Below are 20,981 nucleotides of genomic sequence, written 5' to 3' on the forward strand. Positions count from 1 at the left end.
CCCTCCTACCTATCTGCTGACTGCCGGCACCGGCACCGCGTCGATCAGCGCCCGCGTGTACTCGTGTTGCGGGGCGGCGAAAATCTGCTCCGCCGGGCCGTACTCCACGATCTTCCCGCGATACATGACCGCGATGTCGTGGGCCAGGTTTCGCACCACGGACAGATCGTGTGAGACGAACAGATAGGAGAGGCCGCGCTCGGTCTGCAGGTCGCGTAGCAGGTTCAGCACACCCGCCTGGATCGAGACGTCCAGCGAGGAGACCGGTTCGTCCAGCACCAGCAGCTCCGGGTCCAGCGCGAGTGCGCGGGCGATGCTGATGCGCTGTTTCTGGCCGCCGGAGAAGTCGCCGGGGTAACGGTCGGAGTGTTCCGGGCGCAGACCCACCTTTTCGAGCAGTTCCGGTACCCGGCGGGCGATCTCGGCGCGCGGCCGCCCGTCGATGCGCAACGGCTCGGCGAGGGCGTCGAAGATCGGCAGGCGGGGGTCGAGGGAGGCGGTGGGGTCCTGGAAGACGATCTGCATTTTGCGGCGGATCTCCCGTTTGCGCGCCTTGCTCAGGGATGCGACGTCGTTGCCCATGATCTCGATGGCGCCCGATTGCGGCGGGACCAGATCGAGGATCTGGGTGAGCGTGGTCGATTTGCCGGAGCCGGACTCACCGACCAGCGCCAAGGTGCGCCCGCCGCGGACCTCGAAGCTGATGCCGTCGACCGCCCTGATCTCCCCCTTGCGGCGGCGCAGCACCACACCGGAGGTGATCGGGAAGACCTTCACCAGGTCCGAAACCCGCAAAACGACGTCCGACTCCACCTGCGCTTCGGCCTCCGGCTCGGCGATCTCGCGCCGATAGGCGTCGAACAGCTCGTCGGTGCCGACCTCGGCGGTGCGGATGCAGGCGGCGGTATGACCCGGTTCGACTGCCTCCAGCGGCGGTTCCGCCGCCCGGCATTCGCCGATCGACACCGGGCAGCGCGGTGCGAACGAGCAGCCCGGCGGCAGCGCGTGCATGGCGGGCGGGGCGCCGACGATCGGGATCAGCGGTCGCCGCGGCGGACCGTCCATGCGCGGGATCGAGCCGAGCAGACCAACGGTGTACGGCATCCGCGGCGCGTTGAACAGCTCGCTCGCGGTGGCGGTTTCGACGATCTTGCCCGCGTACATGACGGCGACCCGATCGGCCAGGGTCGCGGCGATGCCCATGTCGTGGGTGATCATGATGACGCCCGCGCCGGTGATGTCGCGCGCTTTGCGCAGCAGATTGAGGATCTGCTTCTGCACCGTCACGTCCAGCGCGGTGGTCGGCTCGTCGCAGATGATCAGCGCCGGGTCGTTCGCGATCGCCATCGCGATGACGACGCGCTGGCGCTGGCCACCGGAGAACTCGTGCGGAAACGCCTTGGCCCGCACTTCCGGGTCCGGGATACCGACCAGGTCGAGCAGCTCCACCGCGCGCTTCGCGGCATCGCCTCTGCTCGCCTTGCCGTGCGCCAGCAGGGCTTCGGCGATCTGATCGCCCACCCGGTAGACCGGCGTGAGCGCCGAGAGCGGGTCCTGGAACACCATGCTGATGGAACTGCCGCGCAGCTTGGACAGTTCGCGATCGCCCAGCCCGAGCAATTCGCGTCCGCGGAACCGGATGGAACCGGTGATCCGGGCCTGCTCCGGCAGCAACCCCATCACCGCCAGCGAGGACACCGACTTGCCCGAACCGGATTCACCGACGATGGCGAGCACTTCGCCGTCGGAGACCGTGTAGTCGACGCCGCGCACCGCGTCGATGCGGCCCTCCTCGCTGGGGAAGGACACCCGCAGATCGGTGATCTCCAGCAGTGGCGCGGTGGAGGTCGTCGTCGTCATGCCTTCGCCTTCTTCTTCGACCGAGCCCGCTTCGCGCCGGGATCGAACGCGTCGCGCAGTCCGTCACCGACGAGGTTGGCGCACAGCACGGTGATGATCAGCAGACCACCTGCGAACAGGAACAGCCAGGGATAAGTCAACGCTGATTTGGTCCCCGCGGCGATCAGCGAGCCGAGCGACACGTCCGGCGGCTGCACGCCGAAACCGAGGAAGCTCAGCCCCGTTTCGGCCATGATCGCCGAGCCGACGGTGAGGGTGGTGTCGATGATCAGGATCGAGGCGATGTTCGGGATGACGTGGCTGAGGATCACCGTGCGGGTGGGCGCGCCCATGTACCGCGCGGCCCGGACGAATTCGCGATCACGCAGGCTCAGCGTCAGGCCGCGCACGATCCGCGCCGAGATCATCCAGCCGAAGCAGGACAGCAGGAGGATCAGCAGCAGGATGGAACCGCTGCCCTTGGTGCGCGGCGCGAACAGCGCGATGATGATGAAGCTCGGGACCACCAGCAGCAGGTCGACCAGCCACATGATCGCCCGGTCGGTCCAGCCGCCGAGCAGTCCGGCCAGTGAACCGGCGGTGGCGGCGATCGTGGTGGACAACAGCGCCACGCACAGGCCGATGACCAGGGATTTCTGTAATCCGCGCAGGGTCTGCGCGAGGACGTCCTGACCGATCTGGGTGGTGCCGAACGGATGTTCCGGGCTCGGCGGTTTGAGCAGGGCGGTGTAGTCCAGCTGCTGGTAGTCGTAGGGCAGGAAGGGCGGCAGCGCGAAACTGACGACGAACAGCGTGATGAGGACGATGCCGCCCGCGACGGCGGGTTTGTTGCGCAGGAAGCGCCGCAGGACCAGCTTGCGCCGCCCGGTCGCGGCGACCTCGGGCGCGCCTTGGACGATGATCTCGGCTTCGGTCATCCCACACGCACCCTTGGATCGAGAATCGCGTACACGATGTCGGACAGCAGACCCGACACCAGCACGACCAGGCCGGCGAACGCGGTGACCGTCACCACGACGTACAGATCCTGGGCGTTGATCGAGTCGACCAGCCACTCGCCGACGCCGTGCCAGCCGAAGATCTTCTCGGTGAACGTCGCGCCGGTGATCAGGGCGCCGAGACTGTAGGCGAACAGCGTGGCCATCGGGATCAGCGCTGTGCGCAGGCCGTGCTTGTACAGCGCCTTGCTTCGGGTGAGCCCCTTGGCGCGGGCGGTGCGGATGAAATCGCTCTGCAGCACGTCGAGCATCGCGTTGCGCTGGTAGCGGCTGTAGCCCGCCATCGCACCGAGGGCCAGCGCGGTGGTGGGCAGGATCAGGTGCTGGATGCGGTCGAGCAGTTGCGCCCCGAATCCTTCGATCTTGTTCGCCGAGGTCTCGCCGGTGTAGAGGAAGAGCTGCGATCCGGTGAGCGAGTTTACTTCCAGCGCACCGTATTTCAACAGCGTCGCGAGCAGGAACACCGGCGTGCTCAAGATCAGTAGCGACACCACCGTGGTGAAGTAGTCGCTGAACTTGTACTGCCGGATCGCCCCCGCCGCGCCGATCAGCACGCCGAGCACCGTGCCGACCAGGGAGCCGACGATCAGCAGCCGCAGACTCACCGCGACCCGCCGCGGCAGCTCCTCGCTGACCGGTTGACCGGCCAGCGTCGTGCCGAAGTCACCGTGCGGAATGCCCTTCAGCCAGGTGATGTAGCGCTCCGGGATCGGGTCGTTGAGGTGCAGCTCCTCGGCCTTGGCGTCGATCACTGCCTGTGGCGGGCGCGGATTGCGTTGTTCGAGACTGTCCAGCGGCCGGAACGTCAGGGACGCCAAACTGAACGTCAGGAACGAAGCCAGCAGCAACAGCACGACATAGTTGAGCGCGCGTCGTAGCAGGAAGCCGGTCATCAGTCCTCTGGTCTTTCGGCTGGACGGGCCAGCGTCGGTATTAGCCCCCGATCATAAGGACGTGGTTCGCGGCGCGCGTGCCACACGACATCCGGGCATGTCCGGGGCACAGCCGAGCACGGTGGCCGGGCGCGGGCCGGAGGTTGTCCGGCAGGATGGAATGGGTGACGCCCCTGCACCTCCCCAAACCGAAGATGGTCGCCACCGATGTGGACGGCACGCTCATCGATCACGACGAGCGGGTGACCGCGCGGACGAAGGCGGCGGTGGGCGCCCTGATCGCCGACGGTGTGCCGTTCGTGCTGGCCACGGGCCGTCCACCACGCTGGATCGACCCGGTGGTGCAGGGGCTCGGGTACGCGCCGCTGTGCGTGTGCGGCAACGGCGCGGTGATCTACGACAGCGCCGCCGACCGGGTGCTGGTCAGCATGACGTTGGACGTGCCGACGCTCGCCTGGCTCGCCGACGTCGCCGAACGTGCCTTGCCGGGCTGCGGCCTCGCGGCCGAACGCGTCGGCGAGAGCGCGCACGACGCGGTGACGCCCCAGTTCGTCAGCTCGCCCCAGTACGAGCACGCCTGGCTCAATCCCGACGACACCTCGGTCGCCCGGGAGGAGGTCATCGACGCGCCCGCCATCAAGATGCTGATCCGGCTGCCGGGTGCGCGCAGCTCGGACATGCGCACGGTGCTCGCGCCGCTGATCGGCGAACGCGCTGACATCACCTACTCGACCGAACACGGGCTCATCGAACTGTCCGCGCCCGGCATCACCAAGGCCGCGGGGCTGGCGGTGGTCGCCCAGCGGCTCGGCGTGGACGAATCGACCATCGTCGCGTTCGGCGACATGCCCAACGATGTCCCCATGCTGACCATGGCCGGCCACGGTGTCGCGATGCGCAACGCCCACCCCGAAGCCCTCGCCGCGGCCGACGAGATCGCCGAATCGAACACCGACGACGGAGTCGCGCGCGTCCTCGAGCGCTGGTGGGTGTGAGCTGTGTTCGATTTGCCGCGCCTGCGGCGCGGCGTGTTCGCGGCCCCTTTGTGGCTCGCGTCCGAGCGACCGCCGCTGGCGACTTCGTCGCGGACACGGCGGCCGCTCGGACGCGAGCCGGGCCGCGAACGGCGGATGCTCGGTCTCGCTTCGCTCGAAAGACGTGGTTGAGGTTGGCTGGGCGCGCTGGTCTCCGACCTGGGGAAACAGTGCGCGCGGGTGGGGTCCGAGAGGGCCCACGGGGTGTTCGGGGCAATCTGTAGGCCGATTGGTTTGGCGGGCCGAGGCACCGCGGCTTACCGGCATGTCCGATCCACAAGGCCATGGGTATGTGCCTGAACGACTCGGAGCCCGCGCGGGGCGCGAGCTCCGAGGAGAGGCAACTTGTCCGGGATCAATCCTCGGTGAATGGCGTCAGCCCTCAGGTGATCGCGGTGGAGCGGGGAACGCGGCTTCGGCTGGGGCCGGGCCGTGTGGCGGGTGTACGGCGGGGTGCTGCGGGGGTAGCTGTGGCGGACTGGTCGATGCCGGTGCGCCTGCCGGGGCCTGGGCGAGTGAGGTTCGTGCCGCGGGTGCCGGGCCGATCGACGGTGTGGGTGTAGCCGTGGCGGGGGTGCCGTTCTGGATCGGAGCGCTACCCGGAGCCGTGACGGCCGGAGCTCCGTTGGCCGGTGCGGGTGTAGCCGGGGCAGGGGTGCCGTTCTGGATCGGTGCGCTACCCGGAGACGTGGTGGCCGGAGCCCCGTTGGCCGGTGCGGGTGTAGCTGGGGCGGGGGTGCCGTTCTGGATCGGTGCGCTACGAGGAGACGTGGTGGCGGGAGCTCCATTCGCCGGTGCGGCCGGAGCCGGGGGAAGGTGCGGGAGCGGGGCGCTCACCTGCGCCGCGACCGGGTTCCGGCTTACTTCCTCCTGGTAGGTGTCGTTGTAGGTCTTCCATATCGTCGTGACGATGCCGGTGAGCTGGTTGAGGATCAGCGAGCCGTGCTCGAAGTCGGCGCGCAGGCCGTCGGAGACCGGGTGAGCGTTGCGCAGGGGGAGGCCGAGCGCGCCCGTGTCGGCGCCGAGTTGCAGGAAGCGGTCCAGGATGGTGCCGAGCACCTCGACGACCTGTCCGTCCGCGGCGGTGTAGACGTAGCCGTTGGCGAACTTCGCGTACTGCCTGCCCTGCGCGGCGGGCAGCACGTCCGACCGCGCGGCGCCGAGCGGGCCGTTCGGTCCACCGGACTGCGACCAGTGCCTGGCGATGATGTTGTCCTGCACCATGTTCAGTAGCTTGGTGGTCAGCGCGGCGAGGCCCGCGACGTCGGATTCGCCGGGCGGGGCAACCTGGCTGTCGTGCGTGGCGGGGGCGCCCGGCGTACCGGCGGCGATGTCGCGGATCCGGTCCATCAGCGCGTACGCGGCGTCGCCGGGGCAGGTGGTGTTGCCGACGTCGCGATGTGCGAAGACGATCGGCAACCGCACCGCCTCACCCTCGGCGTACGAGGTGAAGGAGGTGCCCTCGGAGTACATCGTGGTGGAGCCTTTGGGATCGAGTCCGGCGACCTTGGTGCGCCAGCCGACGAAAGCGCCGATCGCCTGGATCGCCTCCTGTGTCGGTTGCTCGGACTCGTAGTTGCCCATCAACGCGACGCCCGAGGTGTTCTCGTTGAACCCGCCCGCGTGCGCGCCCTGCACCGGGCGGTCGAGGCCGCCGAAGCGTCCCTCGAAGACCTGCCCGTACTTGTCGACGAGCGCGTTGTAGCCGATGTCGCACCAGCCCAACGTCTTCGCGTGATAGGTGTAGATCGCGCGGACGATGCCCGCCGACTCGGACTTGCTGTAGTCGTTGCGGCCCGCGGTGTGGTGCACCGTGACGCCGCCGAGGTGGTCGTCGTAGGTCGGCTGGTCGCAGCGGATGGATTCGTCGGCGCCCCACTGGGCGCGGGTGATCACGCTCGGTCCGCCGCCGGGCAGCGCGGCGGCGACGCTGTGCAGGTCGCCGTCGGCGGTGGCCCGACCGGGATCGATCAGCACGGCGGTCAGGTCCGCGGACTGCTGGGCCGGGTCATCGGAACGCGCGGCGGGGTGCGGAGCCGGGTCGCCCGGTCGCGACTGGTCGTCCGCGATGGGTCCGGGCTGCGCCACCGGCTGGATCGTCGGAGCTGCTTGCTTACGGGTGACCAGGACCTGCACGGCGTTCGTGTTGCCGACGTAGATCGGCTCCGTGCCGTCGGTCGGGCCGGGACCGGAGTGATCGGTGCGGTAGGTGTCCACCGCCTCGGTGTCGTACCAGGGCCCCCAGGTGCCGTCGGGCTGGCGGGCACGGATCGTGGCCGTGGTGTCCGCCAGTCGGCGCGCGGTGAGTGCGACCATGCTGAACGGGGTGTCGCTGGAGAGTTCCTTCACCTGCGCCCCCACCTGGCTCATCAGTTCGGGGGTCACCGCACCGGGAGACAACGCGGGGGTTTCGGGAGTGGTGCCGGGCTGGAGCCGGGCGGGATCGGCGATGAAGCGCACACTGCTCGTTGGCGCCCCGGAAATCGGCTGACCAGGGGAATTCGCGCTTTCGGACGTTTGACTCGGAGTGAATTCCGAACCGGAGGTTTGAACGGAATTCGAGCTGGGTAGTCGCATTCCTTCCGGTGGCTGCGCGCCCGGTGGCAGCGGCCCGTCCGGAATCGGAATGCCCGCGGCGCTCGGCAGCATGCGCAGGTCGGAAAGATGCAGATCAGGCAGGCTCAATCCGGTGAGTTCGCGCAGCGGCAACACGATATCGGGCGCGCGCGTGAGTGCGACCTCGGCGAGTCCGGCCGCGACGGCGGCCGGCTCGCTGTTGGTGGCGGTGCGGTAGTCGTTCGAATCGCTGAGCATGAGCGTGCCGAGCGGGGCAGCTACCGCGAGGGTGGTGACAACCGGTAGCACGTAGGAGCGTTTCGGTTTGCGGTACCGCACGAGCGTCTCCAATCAGGTCGTACCAGTGATCATGTGTGATTAAGGGTCACTTCCTGATGTATCAATGGTCACAATAGCCACATTTGTCACATGGCTAAACCTCTGGTTGAGGATTATGTGATTGCCTGAATGTAGCTCGATGATTGCTAGCGCGTCTGGAAAACGTGCGGAAAAGGTGGGGATCTACCGGATCTGTTAACCGTGGGAGTGAGCGGATGCATCGTAATACGCGTATGCGGAGATCAGAAAAATGCAGGTAAAGGCGATATCGACGAACCAGGAGCCGGCCAGGCGGCCGCATCGGCGCGTGATCGGCCTCCTGGTGCGCACTTCCCTGTTGCTCATCGGATCCGGAGTGATCGCTGGAGCCCTCGCCGCGCTTCCGGCCCGGCCGGTCGACGCGCCGTATCGCCCGCTGGCCGGACCCGGGCACGGCCGCGGCTCGAGCCAGGTCGGCGCGTTCGAGAGCGCCCGAGCGGGGTGGGGGGCCGACCGCATTCTCGCGCACTACTATCCCGGCGCGACGCTCGGCGCCGTCGCGCCTACCCCGGTCCGGGTCCGCCTCACGGCACAGGACGGCTCCTCGCTCGACGCCTTCGCCGCCACCGGCCTGCGAGTGGCCGGCCGAGAGTTGCCGCCAGGCCAGGCCGCCCACCTCACGCCGCTGCCCGATGGCGGCGCGAATGTGGTGGTGACGGTCGGCTGCGACGGTGAGGTGCTGTGGCAGGCGCCGACCGACGACCCCTGGATTCATCCCATCGACGCACGTCCGAATCGCCCTGTGGCGGAACATCTCACGGTGTGCGGTGGTCCGTCGTACCGCGGCGCCCTCGGCGTCGCCCTCGAGGATGGCGCGGCCCGCACCATCAACCAGGTGGATGTCGAGGACTATCTACTCGGCGTGGTCCCGGCCGAGGTGCCACCCGACTGGGCGGACAAGGGAGCGGCCGAGGCGCTGCGTGCCCAGGCGATCGCGGCCCGCTCGTATGCCCTTGCCGACCAGCGGTATCCGTACGCGCAGACGTGCGACACGACGGCCTGCCAGGAGTATCCCGGTACCGCGCGGGAAGACCCGCGGACGGCGGCCGCCGTCGCGGCCACGGCGGGCGCGGTACTGGTGCGCGAAGGCCGGATCCTGCGGACGGAGTACTCCGCCGCACCGGGCGGTGGGGAACCGGCGGATATCAACACCATGGACGTCGGGCCGGCGCCCGGGGAGCTGCTCACCACCGCTCCGGCCGGCGATCCACGGACGCAGGCGGCGGTCACCGAGTCGGCGGCGGAGGTCACCGAGTCGGCGATCGATGCCGAGTACCGCCGTATCGGCGGCGCGAACAGTTCCCTCGGTGCGCCGGTCGGACCGCAGATGATCCTGCCGCAGCGTGCGGGGATCTACCGGATGTACACCAACGGCATGATCATCGTGACGCCCACGCTGGGCGCGCAGGTCGTGGACTACTCGCGCATGGTGCAGGTGGTTCCGGAAGCGCCCGGTGCGCAAAAGGTTCCGGTCGGCACACCGCCCGCTGGTGCGTCTCCGCCCGAGGCGGTCACGCCTGACGGGATGGCTCCAGGAGCACCTGGGGGTACGACTGCGCCTGGTATCGCTGCCGCGCCCGGCGGTGCCGCCCGGACTGGTGGAGGCCCCGCGATCGGTGGTGGCGCGGCGCCCATCGCGCCCGCCGGAACCACCGCGCTCGATGGTGCCGCTACGTCCGGCGCGGTGACCGCGCCACGCGCGACCCAGCCCGATGGACCCGTGACCGATGGGGTGGGCACACCTGGCGGTGCGGTCTAGCGAATCCGCACGCAAGACGTTGTCTGGCGAATGGGGCCACGTTGCTGTATTTCCCGGGTTGACTTTGACGTAACGTCAACTTGCAAGCTGGTTGCACCGACGAGAGCACGAGGGAAGACGGGTCGTGGGCGGCAAGGAGTGGTCCATCCAGGATCTGGCGAAGGCGGCTGGTACCACCAGTCGCACGCTGCGCCATTACGGGCAGTTGGGGCTGTTGCCGCCCAGCCGGATCGGAGCCAACGGCTACCGGTACTACGACCAGCACTCCCTCGTGCGGTTGCAACGCATCCTGCTGCTGCGTGAACTCGGCCTCGGCCTTCCGGTCATCGCCGAAGTACTTGCCGGAGAGCAGGAAACCGCCGCCGCGTTGCGTACGCACCTGGAACTGCTCCGGCAGGAACAGGATCGGATCCGGCGGCAGATCGAGTCGGTGCGAACCACGCTGCACAAGACGGAAAGAGGTGAACAACTCGTGGCAGCAGAAGTTTTCGACGGCTTCGACCACACGAAGTACAAGGACGAGGTGATCGAACGCTGGGGCAAGGACGCCTACGAGAGCGGTGACCGCTGGTGGCGCTCGATGTCCGACGCGGACAAGAAGAATTTCCAGCAAACCCATCTCGACATCGCCGCCGACTACGGCCGAGCGCACGCCGACGGACTCGCGCCCGACGCCGACGAGGTGCAGGCCATCGTCCAGCGCCACTACGAGTGGATCGGCATCGGCTGGCAGGGTCGTCCGGTGGTGCGGGAGGCGTTCGTCAACCTCGGCGAGATGTACGTCGCCGACCCGCGTTTCGCGGCGAACTACGACGTGCACGGCGCGGGCACCGCCGAGTTCGTGCGCGACGCGATGAAGGTCTACGCCGAGCAGCGGCTGTAGAGCACAACTCTCCGGCGGCCGGTACGCATGTGCGCGTACCGGCCGCCGGATCGCCTGCAGTAGGGCCGATGCAGGGCGATATCGCTGTGCGAAGGCCACTTTCGCCTCGAATATGCCCGGAGAGCGCGGTAAGGTTCGATGCGGAAAAGGGGGGTTCGATGAACGATCCGTACGCGCGGTCCGGGGCGCGGACTGTCGGCGCCGCACCGGCGACATGGCATGGCGCGGTGGCGGCGATAGCGGCATGCATCGGTGGCGGGGCGACCCTTCTCGGGGCGGTGTCCGGCATCAACTTGCTGCGCGGCCTCAACGATCTGAAGTTGGATGCCGCCAAGGACATCGACACTTGGTTGGTCACCCGTCACATCCGAGTCGTGCAGGAAAACTTGCTCGTCGTCTCCGCGCTGCTGGCAGTGGTCCTGATCCTCGGTGGGATCCTCCTGCTGCTCGGCAAGCCGGCCGGGAGGGAATCGGTTCTGATCGGCGCAGGGTGGGGATTCTTCGGCGGCTTGCTCGCGGCGACCTACGGGAACCAATACGGGCTGTCCGCGGAAACGCCTGGCTCGCCCCTCTTCCTGACTGTCGGGGCGGCCCTTTCTTTGATCGCCCTCGTCACTGTCGGGACGAGTCCGCTCGGCCGCAGAGCCACAGCGCCCGCGCCGCCGCAGTCCCTTCCTCGGCCATCGGTGCCGCAGTTCGGCCACCAGGCCCCGGCACCCCCACCTGGCCATCAATCGTCTCAGCCTGGCTACCAGCCCCCGGCGCCCCAGCTTGGCCACCAAGCCCCGGCACCTCAACCCGGCCACTTCCCGCCGGCGTCACAGCCGGGGCCGCATCACTGAACGCTGAGTCAACTTTCGTCGTCGCGGCCGAGCGCGTGCATCAATTGGTGCTCCGTGATCGGAGGCACCGGAAGCGGGTGGGCGGCCTCCGCGCGCAGGCCGTCGAGTATCAGACCGAGGTGGCGCCGCCAGGCGTCGGGGGCGATGTGACTGGTCGCCTCGACGATTCTGGTGTGTGACCAGGTGATGAACGCGATGTCCTCGAGTACCCAGTCGGCGCGCAGCGCGCCGGCCTCCTGCGCGCGGGTGATGATCCGGCGCATCAGGCCGTGGCCGTATTCCTGGGCCTGCGCGATGGCAGGACTGGGCGCGGCCCGCACGGCGAGTTCGCTGAGCAGCCGGTCGGCAGCCTGTAAAGCGCACACCTGCTCCACCAGGTAGACGAACGACTCCCACGGGTCATCGATGGCGAGCGCGTTCTCGGCGATACGGCTGCCCGCTTCGATCCGGTCCTCGACCGCGGCCGCGATGAGGTCGTCGCGGGTCGGGAAGCGGTTGTAGAGCGTGCCGATGGCCACCCCGGCGCGGGCGGCGATCTCTTTCAGCGGCGCGTCGAGACCGCGTTCCTCGAAGACGGCGCGGGCGGCGGTCACGAGCGCGTCCCGATTGCGCTGGGCATCGCTGCGTAACGGCTTGTCCACGGGCCGATCCTACAAATCGGGCAACACGCATATGTTGAGCATTGGTTCAACTTAATGCTACCGTCGACCGCATAACTTGAACCATGTCTCAACTTAACAGGAGTGGCAATGTCCAAGACCATCGCGATCTTCGGGTACGGACCCGGCCTCGGCGTCGGCACAGGACGCCGATTCGGGCGCGAAGGCTTCCGGGTGGCCGTCATCGGCCGGGATCCCGAAAAGGCGCGGCGGCACGCGGAGGAGTTGACGGCCGAAGGCATCGAGGCCGCGGCCTTTCCCGCGGATGTCACGGTTGGCGCGCAGGTCACGGGGGTGATCGAGAAGATCGAGGCGACGTTCGGGCCGATCGACGCGGCCATGCACGGGGCGGCGGGCAACATGAGCGATCGCATCCCTGACACCCTGTCGGTGGACATCCCGTCCCTCGATGCGCCCATCGCGCTGAAGCTGCACTCGCCGATCCTGGTGACGCGCGCGCTCGCGCCGAAGATGGTGGAGCGAGGCGAAGGCGCGCTGCTGTTCTCCTCGGGTTCGTCCGAGCACTACGTGGCGCCCTATCTGGCCAACTTCGGCATCGCCCTGGCCGCGCAGCGCGGTTACCTGCGCCAGCTCGAGGTGGAATTGCGGGGTACCGGCGTCTACGTCGGCTTGCTCAACATCGGCGTGCTGATCGACGGCAGCAAAGCCGCGCAGATCATCGATGAGAATCCGGAAGTGATCCCGGCGGGCCTTGAGATCGTCCGTATGAGCGGCGACGAGCTCGGCGATCACTATTGGCGGCTGTACACCGAGCGGGACAAGGTGGAGCTCGACGTAGGTTTCCCGGTCTGAGACCCGTCCCGAGAAGATCACTCGAGCGCGCACCGGCTCCGGCGGCCGGGAGCACCCGGAGCCCGTGCGCGCTCATTGGGCCGCGGCAGTAAACAACCGGTCAGTTGCCAAAGAAGTCCATTTGGGCAAACATCCGGCGAAATACCGAGGTCAGGGAGGTGAAACCGGGTGCGGCGAGTGGTGTCGCTGAGCGCAGTTCCGACTCCACCCGGACGCGGCGGGGACTTCCGATACTCTGGGCTCCCGTGACCGTCGCATCGTCCCCGGGTACCTCCGTCCATTCCGCCTCACAGTTCGATCTGATCGTCGTCGGCTCCGGATTCTTCGGGCTGACCGTTGCCGAACGCGCCGCCTCCGTGCTGGGTAAACGGGTTCTGGTGATCGAACGGCGCCACCACATCGGTGGCAACGCCTACTCCGAGCCGGATCCGGAAACCGGGATCGAGATCCACAAGTACGGCGCGCACCTGTTCCACACGTCGAACAAGCGGGTGTGGGACTACGTCACCCAGTTCACCGAGTTCACCGGCTACCAGCACCGCGTCTTCGCGATGCACAAGGGACAGGCCTACCAGTTCCCGATGGGCCTCGGCCTGGTCTCCCAGTTCTTCGGCCGCTACTTCTCGCCGGAAGAGGCGCGCGCGCTGATCGCGGAGCAGGCCTCGGAGATCGAGACCAAGGACGCGCAGAACCTCGAGGAGAAGGCCATCTCGCTGATCGGCCGCCCGCTCTACGAGGCGTTCGTCCGCGACTACACCGCCAAACAGTGGCAGACCGACCCGAAGGAACTGCCCGCGGGCAACATCACCCGCCTCCCGGTCCGCTACACCTTCGACAACCGCTACTTCAACGACACCTACGAAGGCCTGCCCCGCGAGGGCTACACGAAGTGGCTGGAGAACATGGCCGCCTCCGACCTGATCGAGGTGCGCCTGAACACCGACTGGTTCGAAGTGCGCGAGCAGTTGCGCGCCGAAAGCCCGGACGCGCCGGTCGTCTACACCGGCCCGCTGGACCGCTACTTCGACTACAGCGAAGGCGAGCTGGGCTGGCGCACCATCGATTTCGAGACCGAGGTGCTGCCGCTCGGCGACTTCCAGGGCACCTCGGTGATGAACTACAACGACGCGGACGTTCCCTACACCCGCATCATCGAGCCGCGCCACTTCCACCCCGAGCGCGAGTACCCCACCGACAAGACGGTGATCATGCGGGAGTACTCCCGGTTCGCGCAGACCGGCGACGAGCCGTACTACCCGATCAACACACCGGAGGACCGGGCGAAACTGCTGGCCTACCGGGAGCTGGCCAAGCAGGAGACCGCCACGGCGAAGGTCGTCTTCGGCGGCCGTCTCGGCACCTACCAGTACCTGGACATGCACATGGCGATCGGCAGCGCACTGAGCACGTTCGACAACGTGCTGCACCCGCATCTGGCGGATGGTGCGCCGCTCGTGGACCAGGAGGCTTAGGAGCGGAATGACCTCCCAATCCATTTTGGAAGACATGACCACCGAGACCCGCGCCAAGTCGCTGTTGCAGCGCATCATCCTGCCGCGGCCCGGCGAGCCGCTGGACGTGCGCACGCTCTACGTCGAGGAGTCGCAGACCAACGCCAGGCGCGCGCACGCGACCACCCGCACGTCGCTGTCGATCGGCGCGGAGTCCGAGGTCTCCTTCTGCACGTACTTCAACGCCCTGCCCGCGAGCTACTGGCGGCGCTGGAGCATCCTGTCTTCGGTGGTGCTGCGGCTGGAACTGGCCGGTCACGGCCGGGTGGACGTGTACCGATCCAAGGCCGACGGCTCGCGAATCCACGTGCAGGGCAAGGAATTCGCGGTCGCGACCGGCGCCGACTCGGTGGTCGTCGAATTCGAGACCGACCTGGGCCCGTTCGAGGACGGCGGCTGGATCTGGTTCGACATCACCACCGACACGGCGGTCACGCTGCTGTCGGGCGGCTGGTACGCGCCGATCGAGGCGCCCGGAGAGGGCAGCATCGCGGTCGGCATGCCCACCTTCAACCGGCCCACCGACGCGGTGAAGACGCTCGCCGCACTCGGCTCCGACCCGCTGGTGCTGGAGAAGATCGCGGCCGTCATCATCCCGGACCAGGGCACGAAGAAGGTCGTCGACGAGCCCGGCTTCACGGAATCGGCGGCCGCGCTCGGGGATCGCCTTTCCATCCACGACCAGCCCAACCTCGGCGGGTCCGGCGGCTACAGCCGGGTCATGTACGAGGCACTGAAGACCACCGACGCCGAGTACATCGTCTACATGGACGACGACATCGAGATCGAGCCGGACTCCATCCTGCGCGCGCTGGCCTTCGCCCGCTTCGCGAAGTCGCCGGTGCTGGTCGGCGGCCAGATGCTCAACCTCCAGGAGCGCTCGCACCTGCACGTCATGGGCGAAGTGGTCGATCGCGGCATCTTCATGTGGACCGCGGCGCCGAACGTCGAGTACGACCACGATTTCTCGAAGTACCCACTCAAGGACCGGGACAACTCGAAGCTGTTGCACCGGCGCATCGACGTCGACTTCAACGGTTGGTGGACCTGTGTCATCCCGCGGCGCGTCGCCGAGGAGCTCGGCCAGCCGCTTCCGCTGTTCCTGAAGTGGGACGACGCGGAGTACGGCTTGCGTGCTCGCGCGGCCGGGTACCCGACCGTCACGCTGCCCGGCGCGGCGGTGTGGCACATGGCCTGGAGCGACAAGGACGACGCCATCGACTGGCAGGCGTACTTCCACTTGCGCAATCGCCTGGTCGTCGCCTCGCTGCACCTGCCGGGCAACGGGCGCGGCATGGTCGTCAACACGATCAAGGCGACGCTGAAGCATTTGCTGTGCCTGGAGTACTCGACGGTCGCGATCCAGAACCTCGCCATCCGCGATTTCCTCGCAGGCCCGGAACGGCTGTTCCAGCTACTGCCCAGCGCTCTGGGGGCGGTGCACGAGCTGCGCAAGCAGTATCCGGACGCGGTGATCCTGCCCTCGTCCACCGAACTGCCGCTGGCCAGCCACATCGGCGTCGGGGCGGTCGGTGAGCCGGCCAATCCGATCGCCAAGGTGGCGCGGCTGGCCAAGGGCGTGGTGCACAACTTCCGCTCCGCGCGCACCGAACACCACGAGACCCCGCAGCTGAACGTGCCGACGCTGGACGCGCGCTGGTTCCTGCTCTCGCAGGTCGACGGCGTCACCGTCACCACGGCCGACGGCCGCGGCGTCGTCTACCGCAAGCGCGACCCCCGCCAGGCGCTCGGCCTGTTCAAGGAAGCCATGCGCCTGCGCAAGGAGCTGGCCGCCCGTTTCCCGGAGATGCAGCAGCGCTACCGCGCCGCCCACCCGCAGCTGACCAGCACCGCGGCGTGGGAGAAGGTCTTCGGTATCGACACGAAGGATGAGCAGCAGTGAGTCTCGGAGCGAGCGCCGCCGACGACGCGGCGGTGCAGCCGCCGCTGCACAGCGCCAACGGTCACGGTGGCCCGGTGTCCGCGCACCCCGCGCCTGCCGGGCAGGCGCCGCCGGAGGTCGCGATCATCAACGCGGTGCAGGCCACCCTCGGTAGCAAGCCCGCCGTGGTGTCCGCCGCGCGTGGCCTGTCGCACTTCGGCGAGCACGCGCTCGGCTGGATCGGCATCGCCGCCGCAGGCTGGCTGGTGGACAAGCCGCGGCGCAGACAGTGGGCCGGGGTCGCGGTCGGCGCGGTCGGCGCGCACGCGGCCTCGATCGTCATCAAGCGCGTCGTTCGCCGTCCGCGCCCGAACGATCCGTCGGTGCAGGTCAACGTGGGGACGCCGAGCAAACTCAGTTTCCCGTCCTCGCACGCGACCTCGACGACGGCAGCGGCCGTGTTGCTCGGCAGATTGACCGGGCTACCCTTGCCTGCGGTGCTCGTCCCCCCGATGCTGCTTTCGCGGGTGGTCCTCGGGGTGCACTACCCCACCGACGTGCTCGCCGGTTCCGCGCTCGGCGCCGCGTCCGCCGCCGCCCTGCTCGCCGCCGAAAAGAGACTCGACAATGACCGCACAAGAAAGAGCTTTCGTTGACATGAGTGAAGAGCCGACCGGCGCCGACCTGGCCGAGGCGGTAGTCAAGGGCCCGCCCAAGACGCTGGCCGGCGGTCTGTTCAAGGCAGTCCGTCCGCGGCAGTGGGTCAAGAACGTATTGGTGCTCGCCGCTCCGCTGGCCGCGGGCACGGCGACCAACGTGGACGTGCTCGCGCACGTCGGCATCGCCTTCGTGGTGTTCTGCATGGCGGCATCGGGCATCTACCTGGTGAACGACGCGCTCGACGTGGAGGCCGACCGGGCGCATCCGACCAAGCGGTTCCGGCCGATCGCCGCGGGCGTCGTCCCGGTGAACCTGGCCTACCTGCTGTCGGCATTGCTGCTGGCCGGGTCGATCGCGGGCTCGTTCCTCGCCTCGTGGCATCTCGCCGTGGTGATGACGGTCTACATCGGCATCCAGCTGGCCTACTGCTTCGGACTCAAGCATCAAGCCGTGCTGGACATCTGCATCGTGTCCTCCGGCTTCCTGCTGCGCGCGGTCGCCGGTGGCGCGGCGGCCGACATCGAGCTGTCGCAGTGGTTCCTGTTGATCATGGCCTTCGGCTCGCTGTTCATGGCGGCGGGCAAGCGCTACGCGGAGCTGCAGATCGCGCTGGGCACCGGCGCCAAGATCCGCAAGTCGCTGGAGTACTACACGCCCACCTACCTGCGCTTCATCTGGACGCTGGCCGCGACGGCGGTGGTGGTTTTCTACGGGCTGTGGGCGTTCCAGCAGGACGGCATCAAGGACACCAACTGGTTCGCGATCTCGATGGTCCCGTTTACCATCGCAATCCTGCGTTACGCGGTCGACGTCGATGGGGGCGAGGCCGGGGAGCCGGAAGAGATCGCGCTGGGGGACCGCGTCCTGCAGTTCCTCGCAATCGCCTGGATCGGAGCGGTAGGTGTCGCTGTCTATCTCACCTGACGAGATGCTGGTGGCGGAGCGAACGGAATACGCGGCGGAGCGGTCGGCCGATGAGTCGTCCGGCTCCGCGTCGCGGTTCGCGCGTCTGTCCAAAGCCACGTTCGTCGGTGGGATCACGCTCACCGTTGTTCTTTTCGCGGTCGGGGGCTGGCAGCGGCGGTGGATCGCCGACGACGGTCTCATCGTGTTGCGCACGGTGCGCAACCTGCTGGCGGGCAACGGCCCCGTCTTCAACGAGGGTGAGCGCGTCGAAACCAACACCAGCACCGCGTGGACCTACCTGGTCTGGTTCTTCAGCTGGCTGACCCAGGCGCGGCTCGAGTACGTGGTGCTCGGCGTCGCGCTCACCGTCTCGCTGGCCGCGGTCGTGTTCGCCATGCTCGGCTCGGCGCGCCTGTGGGGCGGGACCCGCACCGGGCTGTTGCTGCCCGCGGGCGTGCTGGTCTACATCGCACTGCCCCCGGCCCGCGACTACGCCACCTCGGGTCTGGAAAGCGGCTTGGTGATCTGCTGGATCGGCCTGCTGTGGTGGCAGCTGATGCGCTGGAGCCAGGCCAAGTCGGTGCGCCTGCCCGGCCTGCTCGGACTGGTCTTCCTCGCCGGGCTGGGCCCCCTGATCCGGCCCGAGATGACCTTGGTCGGCGCGCTCGCGCTGCTGATGATCTTCTGCGCGCCCATGCCCGAGAGCAGGCTGCGGCCGATCGTGCTGCGCGCGGTGATCGTCGCGGTGGCCGGACTGGTGCCGCTGGGCTACCAGATCTGGCGGATGGGCTACTACGGCCTGCCCTACCCGAACACCGCCGTCGCGAAGGACGCGGGCGGCGCCAAGTGGGGGCAGGGCTTCACCTACCTCTGGGACCTCGTCGGTCCGTACTTCCTGTGGGCGCCGCTGCTGGTATTGCTGATCGCCGGTGTGCTCGCCGCTCGCACGGGTGCGACTCGGAACGCGCGTGCCGAAAACGAAGACGCGCGTGGCTGGTCGATCGGCCGGATCCGGGAGTGGTTGCGCTCGCCGGGCGCTGTGGTCGCTTCGGTTCTGGCCAGCGGGTTCCTCCTGACCATCTACGCGCTTCGGGTCGGTGGCGACTTCATGCACGGCCGAATGCTGTTGCCCCAGCTGTTCCTGTTCCTGCTCCCGGTCGCGGTCATTCCGATCCGGGCGCCGCAGGGCGGTGTGCGCGCGGCCACCGCCGCCGACTGGTCCTACGCGGCGCTGGCCGTGGCATTCGTCGGCGTCGCGGGGTGGGCGCTGTTCGCGGCGAACACCACCGCGATCAAGACCGGCACCAAGATCACTTCGACCGGCATCGTCGACGAGCGCGTCTACTACGTGCTCAACACCGGGCACGACCACCCGATCCTGGCCGAGGACTACTTGGACTACCCGCGCATCCGCGCGATGGTCAACGACATCACCGGCACTCCGGACGGCGGTCTGCTGCTCAACTCGCCGTCGTTCATGTTCTGGTACATCGCTCCGCCGCCCCAGCCGATTCCGGACGGCGGCGCCGGGCACACGGTCTACTTCCTGAATCTCGGCATGACCAGCATGAACGTTCCGCTGGACGTGCCCGTGATCGATCCGATGGGTCTGGCCTACCCGCTGGCCGCGCACACCGACCGGCTCACCGACGGCCGGATCGGCCACGACAAGAGCCTGTACCCGGACTGGGTCGTCGTCGATACCGGCATGGTGGACAAGAAACCGTGGATGCCCTGGTACCTGGACGAGAAGTGGGTTGCCCAGGCGCGCACCGCGATGTCCTGCCCGGACACCCAGGCGTTGTTGATCTCCTACCGCGATCCGCTCACCTTCGAGCGTTTCCGGCACAACCTGCGCAACGCGTTGCGGTTCGCGAAGTACCGCATCGATCGCGTCCCGAAGTACGAGATCCAGCGGTGCGGACTGGTCGATCCCTTCCCGCAACCGGTCGCGCAGCGCTGATCCCGTGAATCACATTGGGCCCATCGGGCACGGTGGGCCCAATGGCCCCATTGTGCGAGGTAGATAAAGTGGCGTACGCCGCTTTATCTCTTTTTGGTAACGCCACCGTGTCGATACCGATATACGCTACGACCGTATGCCCGGCCTGGCGTCCACCGGTCGTGGGCATCGACGGGTTACCGTGTGGACGGCTTGCCGCTGTCGCTGTGCAAACGAAAGGTTCAAACTGATGCGAGGCGTGATCGGGCGTCGTCTTAATTCTCGAAGAGCGGGTTCCTGGCTCAAGCGGTCCATGCTGGTTTCGCTGGCAGTTCTGCTACCGCTCGGGGTGTCGGTGGCAGGCCCTGCCGCCCCGGCGTCCGCCGCGTTCAATCCGGATGGCATGGATTTCTGGGTCGACTCCGAAATGGGGCCGATCAAGTCGCGCATCTTCCGCGCCGCCGATGGCAACACCGGCCGCGTGGTGTACGCGCTGGACGGCATGCGGGCGCGCAACGACCTCAGTGGCTGGGAGATCGATACCGAGGTCGCGCGCGAGCTGACCAAGTGGAACATCAACGTGGTCATGCCGGTCGGCGGCCAGTCCAGCTTCTATGCCGACTGGAACGGCCCGAGCGACTTCTTCGGCCTCGGCAGCGCGGGCTCGTCCTCCACCGGTTCGGCGAACTCCGGCTCCGGCCTGCTGACCGGTTCCGCCGGCGGACCGGGCAAGACCAGCACTTACAAGTGGGAAACCTTCCTCACCAACAACCTTCGCTGGGCGCTGCGCGACCGCCTCGGGTTCAACCCGAACGGCAACGGCATCTTCGGTCTCTCCATGGGCGGCAGCGCCGCGCTCACTCTCGCGGCCTACCACCCCGACCAGTTCCGTTACGCCGGTTCGTACTCCGGGTACCTGAACATCTCCGCGCCGGGTATGCGTGAGGCGCTGCGCGTGGCGATGCTGGACGCAGGCGGCTACAACATCGACGCGATGGCGCCGCCGTGGGGCCCGCAGTGGCTGCGGATGGACCCGTTCGTGTTCGCGCCGCGACTGAAGGCGAACAACACTCGCCTGTGGGTCTCCGCCGGTAGCGGTCTGCCCAGCGGGGCGGACGGCATCAGCTTCAACACGCTCAACGCGATGGGTCTGGAAACGCTGGCCCTGGCCAACACCCGCGCCTTCCAGGTTCGCATGCTCACCCTGGGTGCGAACAATGTCACCTACGACTTCCCGGCCGTGGGTGTGCACAACTGGAACTACTGGGCCGATGAGGTCTATCGGATGATCCCGGATCTGTCCGCGAACATCGGGTAGTAGCCCGGCCATAGCGAGGAAAGGCCGTTTCGCGCCATCGGCGCGGAGCGGCCTTTCGGCGTTTACCCGGGCGTCCGCGGGTACTTC

General features: G+C 67.9%; 16 protein-coding genes. 11 read left to right on the forward strand and 5 right to left on the reverse strand.

Annotated elements, in window-relative coordinates; all coding sequences use genetic code 11:
• Positions 1-9: 9 nt before the first annotated feature.
• From ABZ824_RS12395 to ABZ824_RS12405, 3 genes are read right to left on the reverse strand one after another with little or no spacing between them, the layout of a single operon-like run.
• On the reverse strand, positions 10-1,860 hold the full coding sequence (locus ABZ824_RS12395; RefSeq protein WP_356963333.1) for an ABC transporter ATP-binding protein: 1,851 nt from the start codon (positions 1,858-1,860) through the stop codon (positions 10-12).
• Entirely contained in the window at positions 1,857-2,777 is a 921-nt protein-coding gene (locus tag ABZ824_RS12400) for an ABC transporter permease (RefSeq protein WP_355073166.1), read from the reverse strand. The genes ABZ824_RS12395 and ABZ824_RS12400 overlap by 4 nt, the downstream gene beginning before the upstream one ends.
• Positions 2,774-3,751 carry an ABC transporter permease gene (locus ABZ824_RS12405; RefSeq protein ID WP_356963334.1) on the reverse strand — a complete coding sequence of 326 codons (978 nt, stop codon included), beginning with the start codon at positions 3,749-3,751 and terminating at the stop codon, positions 2,774-2,776. The genes ABZ824_RS12400 and ABZ824_RS12405 overlap by 4 nt, the downstream gene beginning before the upstream one ends.
• Positions 3,752-3,906: 155 nt before the next feature.
• Here ABZ824_RS12405 and ABZ824_RS12410 point away from each other — a divergent pair, with 155 nt between their 5' ends.
• Entirely contained in the window at positions 3,907-4,746 is an 840-nt protein-coding gene (locus ABZ824_RS12410; protein ID WP_355073162.1) for an HAD family hydrolase, read from the forward strand.
• 414 nt (positions 4,747-5,160) lie between these two features.
• On the opposite strand, the gene ABZ824_RS12415 is transcribed toward ABZ824_RS12410, so the two are convergent.
• A complete protein-coding gene (locus ABZ824_RS12415) occupies positions 5,161-7,680 on the reverse strand; it encodes an N-acetylmuramoyl-L-alanine amidase (RefSeq protein ID WP_356963335.1) in 2,520 nt (839 codons plus the stop codon).
• A 307-nt stretch (positions 7,681-7,987) separates the two neighbouring features.
• Between ABZ824_RS12415 and ABZ824_RS12420 the strand changes: the two genes are divergently transcribed.
• From ABZ824_RS12420 to ABZ824_RS12430, 3 genes are all read left to right on the forward strand, one after another.
• Entirely contained in the window at positions 7,988-9,478 is a 1,491-nt protein-coding gene (locus tag ABZ824_RS12420; RefSeq protein WP_356963336.1) for a SpoIID/LytB domain-containing protein, read from the forward strand.
• Positions 9,479-9,602: 124 nt separating this feature from the next.
• A complete protein-coding gene (locus tag ABZ824_RS12425; protein ID WP_356963337.1) occupies positions 9,603-10,361 on the forward strand; it encodes a MerR family transcriptional regulator in 759 nt (252 codons plus the stop codon).
• 158 nt (positions 10,362-10,519) lie between these two features.
• The gene (locus ABZ824_RS12430) at positions 10,520-11,203 is read left to right on the forward strand and encodes a hypothetical protein (RefSeq protein WP_356963338.1); all 684 of its coding nucleotides are present in this window, start codon (positions 10,520-10,522) and stop codon (positions 11,201-11,203) included.
• Between the two features lie 8 nt (positions 11,204-11,211).
• On the opposite strand, the gene ABZ824_RS12435 is transcribed toward ABZ824_RS12430, so the two are convergent.
• Complete coding sequence (locus tag ABZ824_RS12435) at positions 11,212-11,844, reverse strand: helix-turn-helix domain-containing protein (RefSeq protein WP_356963339.1); 633 nt, start codon at positions 11,842-11,844, stop codon at positions 11,212-11,214.
• A 108-nt stretch (positions 11,845-11,952) separates the two neighbouring features.
• Here ABZ824_RS12435 and ABZ824_RS12440 point away from each other — a divergent pair, with 108 nt between their 5' ends.
• The 7 genes from ABZ824_RS12440 to ABZ824_RS12470 all read left to right on the forward strand — a co-directional run bounded on the left by ABZ824_RS12440 (position 11,953) and on the right by ABZ824_RS12470 (position 20,894).
• Positions 11,953-12,675, forward strand: a complete 723-nt coding sequence (locus ABZ824_RS12440; protein WP_355073147.1) for an SDR family oxidoreductase — start codon at positions 11,953-11,955, stop codon at positions 12,673-12,675.
• A gap of 245 nt (positions 12,676-12,920) precedes the next feature.
• Complete coding sequence (glf, locus tag ABZ824_RS12445; protein WP_356963340.1) at positions 12,921-14,147, forward strand: UDP-galactopyranose mutase; 1,227 nt, start codon at positions 12,921-12,923, stop codon at positions 14,145-14,147.
• 7 nt (positions 14,148-14,154) lie between these two features.
• Positions 14,155-16,089, forward strand: a complete 1,935-nt coding sequence (locus ABZ824_RS12450; RefSeq protein WP_356963503.1) for a glycosyltransferase — start codon at positions 14,155-14,157, stop codon at positions 16,087-16,089.
• Between the two features lie 74 nt (positions 16,090-16,163).
• Positions 16,164-16,724 carry a phosphatase PAP2 family protein gene (locus ABZ824_RS12455; protein WP_356963504.1) on the forward strand — a complete coding sequence of 187 codons (561 nt, stop codon included), beginning with the start codon at positions 16,164-16,166 and terminating at the stop codon, positions 16,722-16,724.
• A gap of 1 nt (position 16,725) precedes the next feature.
• Positions 16,726-17,652, forward strand: a complete 927-nt coding sequence (locus tag ABZ824_RS12460; RefSeq protein WP_355073143.1) for a decaprenyl-phosphate phosphoribosyltransferase — start codon at positions 16,726-16,728, stop codon at positions 17,650-17,652.
• Positions 17,653-17,656: 4 nt separating this feature from the next.
• Positions 17,657-19,597: a flagellar motor control protein ZomB gene (gene zomB, locus ABZ824_RS12465; RefSeq protein WP_356963505.1), complete on the forward strand. Its 1,941-nt coding sequence runs from the start codon at positions 17,657-17,659 to the stop codon at positions 19,595-19,597.
• 229 nt (positions 19,598-19,826) lie between these two features.
• The gene (locus ABZ824_RS12470; protein WP_355073141.1) at positions 19,827-20,894 is read left to right on the forward strand and encodes an alpha/beta hydrolase family protein; all 1,068 of its coding nucleotides are present in this window, start codon (positions 19,827-19,829) and stop codon (positions 20,892-20,894) included.
• Positions 20,895-20,981 lie beyond the last annotated feature (87 nt).

Source organism: Nocardia sp. NPDC047038, from assembly GCF_040644075.1.
GTDB lineage: Bacteria > Actinomycetota > Actinomycetes > Mycobacteriales > Mycobacteriaceae > Nocardia > Nocardia sichangensis.

What these genes read in the sequence shown, in the direction of transcription:
- ABZ824_RS12395 (WP_356963333.1), bottom strand. Translation starts at nt 1,860, where the DNA reads ATGACGACGACGACCTCCACCGCGCCACTGCTGGAGATCACCGATCTG.
- ABZ824_RS12400 (WP_355073166.1), bottom strand. Translation starts at nt 2,777, where the DNA reads ATGACCGAAGCCGAGATCATCGTCCAAGGCGCGCCCGAGGTCGCCGCG.
- ABZ824_RS12405 (WP_356963334.1), bottom strand. Translation starts at nt 3,751, where the DNA reads ATGACCGGCTTCCTGCTACGACGCGCGCTCAACTATGTCGTGCTGTTG.
- ABZ824_RS12410 (WP_355073162.1), top strand. Translation starts at nt 3,907, where the DNA reads ATGGAATGGGTGACGCCCCTGCACCTCCCCAAACCGAAGATGGTCGCC.
- ABZ824_RS12430 (WP_356963338.1), top strand. Translation starts at nt 10,520, where the DNA reads ATGAACGATCCGTACGCGCGGTCCGGGGCGCGGACTGTCGGCGCCGCA.
- ABZ824_RS12440 (WP_355073147.1), top strand. Translation starts at nt 11,953, where the DNA reads ATGTCCAAGACCATCGCGATCTTCGGGTACGGACCCGGCCTCGGCGTC.
- ABZ824_RS12450 (WP_356963503.1), top strand. Translation starts at nt 14,155, where the DNA reads ATGACCTCCCAATCCATTTTGGAAGACATGACCACCGAGACCCGCGCC.
- ABZ824_RS12460 (WP_355073143.1), top strand. Translation starts at nt 16,726, where the DNA reads ATGAGTGAAGAGCCGACCGGCGCCGACCTGGCCGAGGCGGTAGTCAAG.
- zomB (WP_356963505.1), top strand. Translation starts at nt 17,657, where the DNA reads ATGCTGGTGGCGGAGCGAACGGAATACGCGGCGGAGCGGTCGGCCGAT.
- ABZ824_RS12470 (WP_355073141.1), top strand. Translation starts at nt 19,827, where the DNA reads ATGCGAGGCGTGATCGGGCGTCGTCTTAATTCTCGAAGAGCGGGTTCC.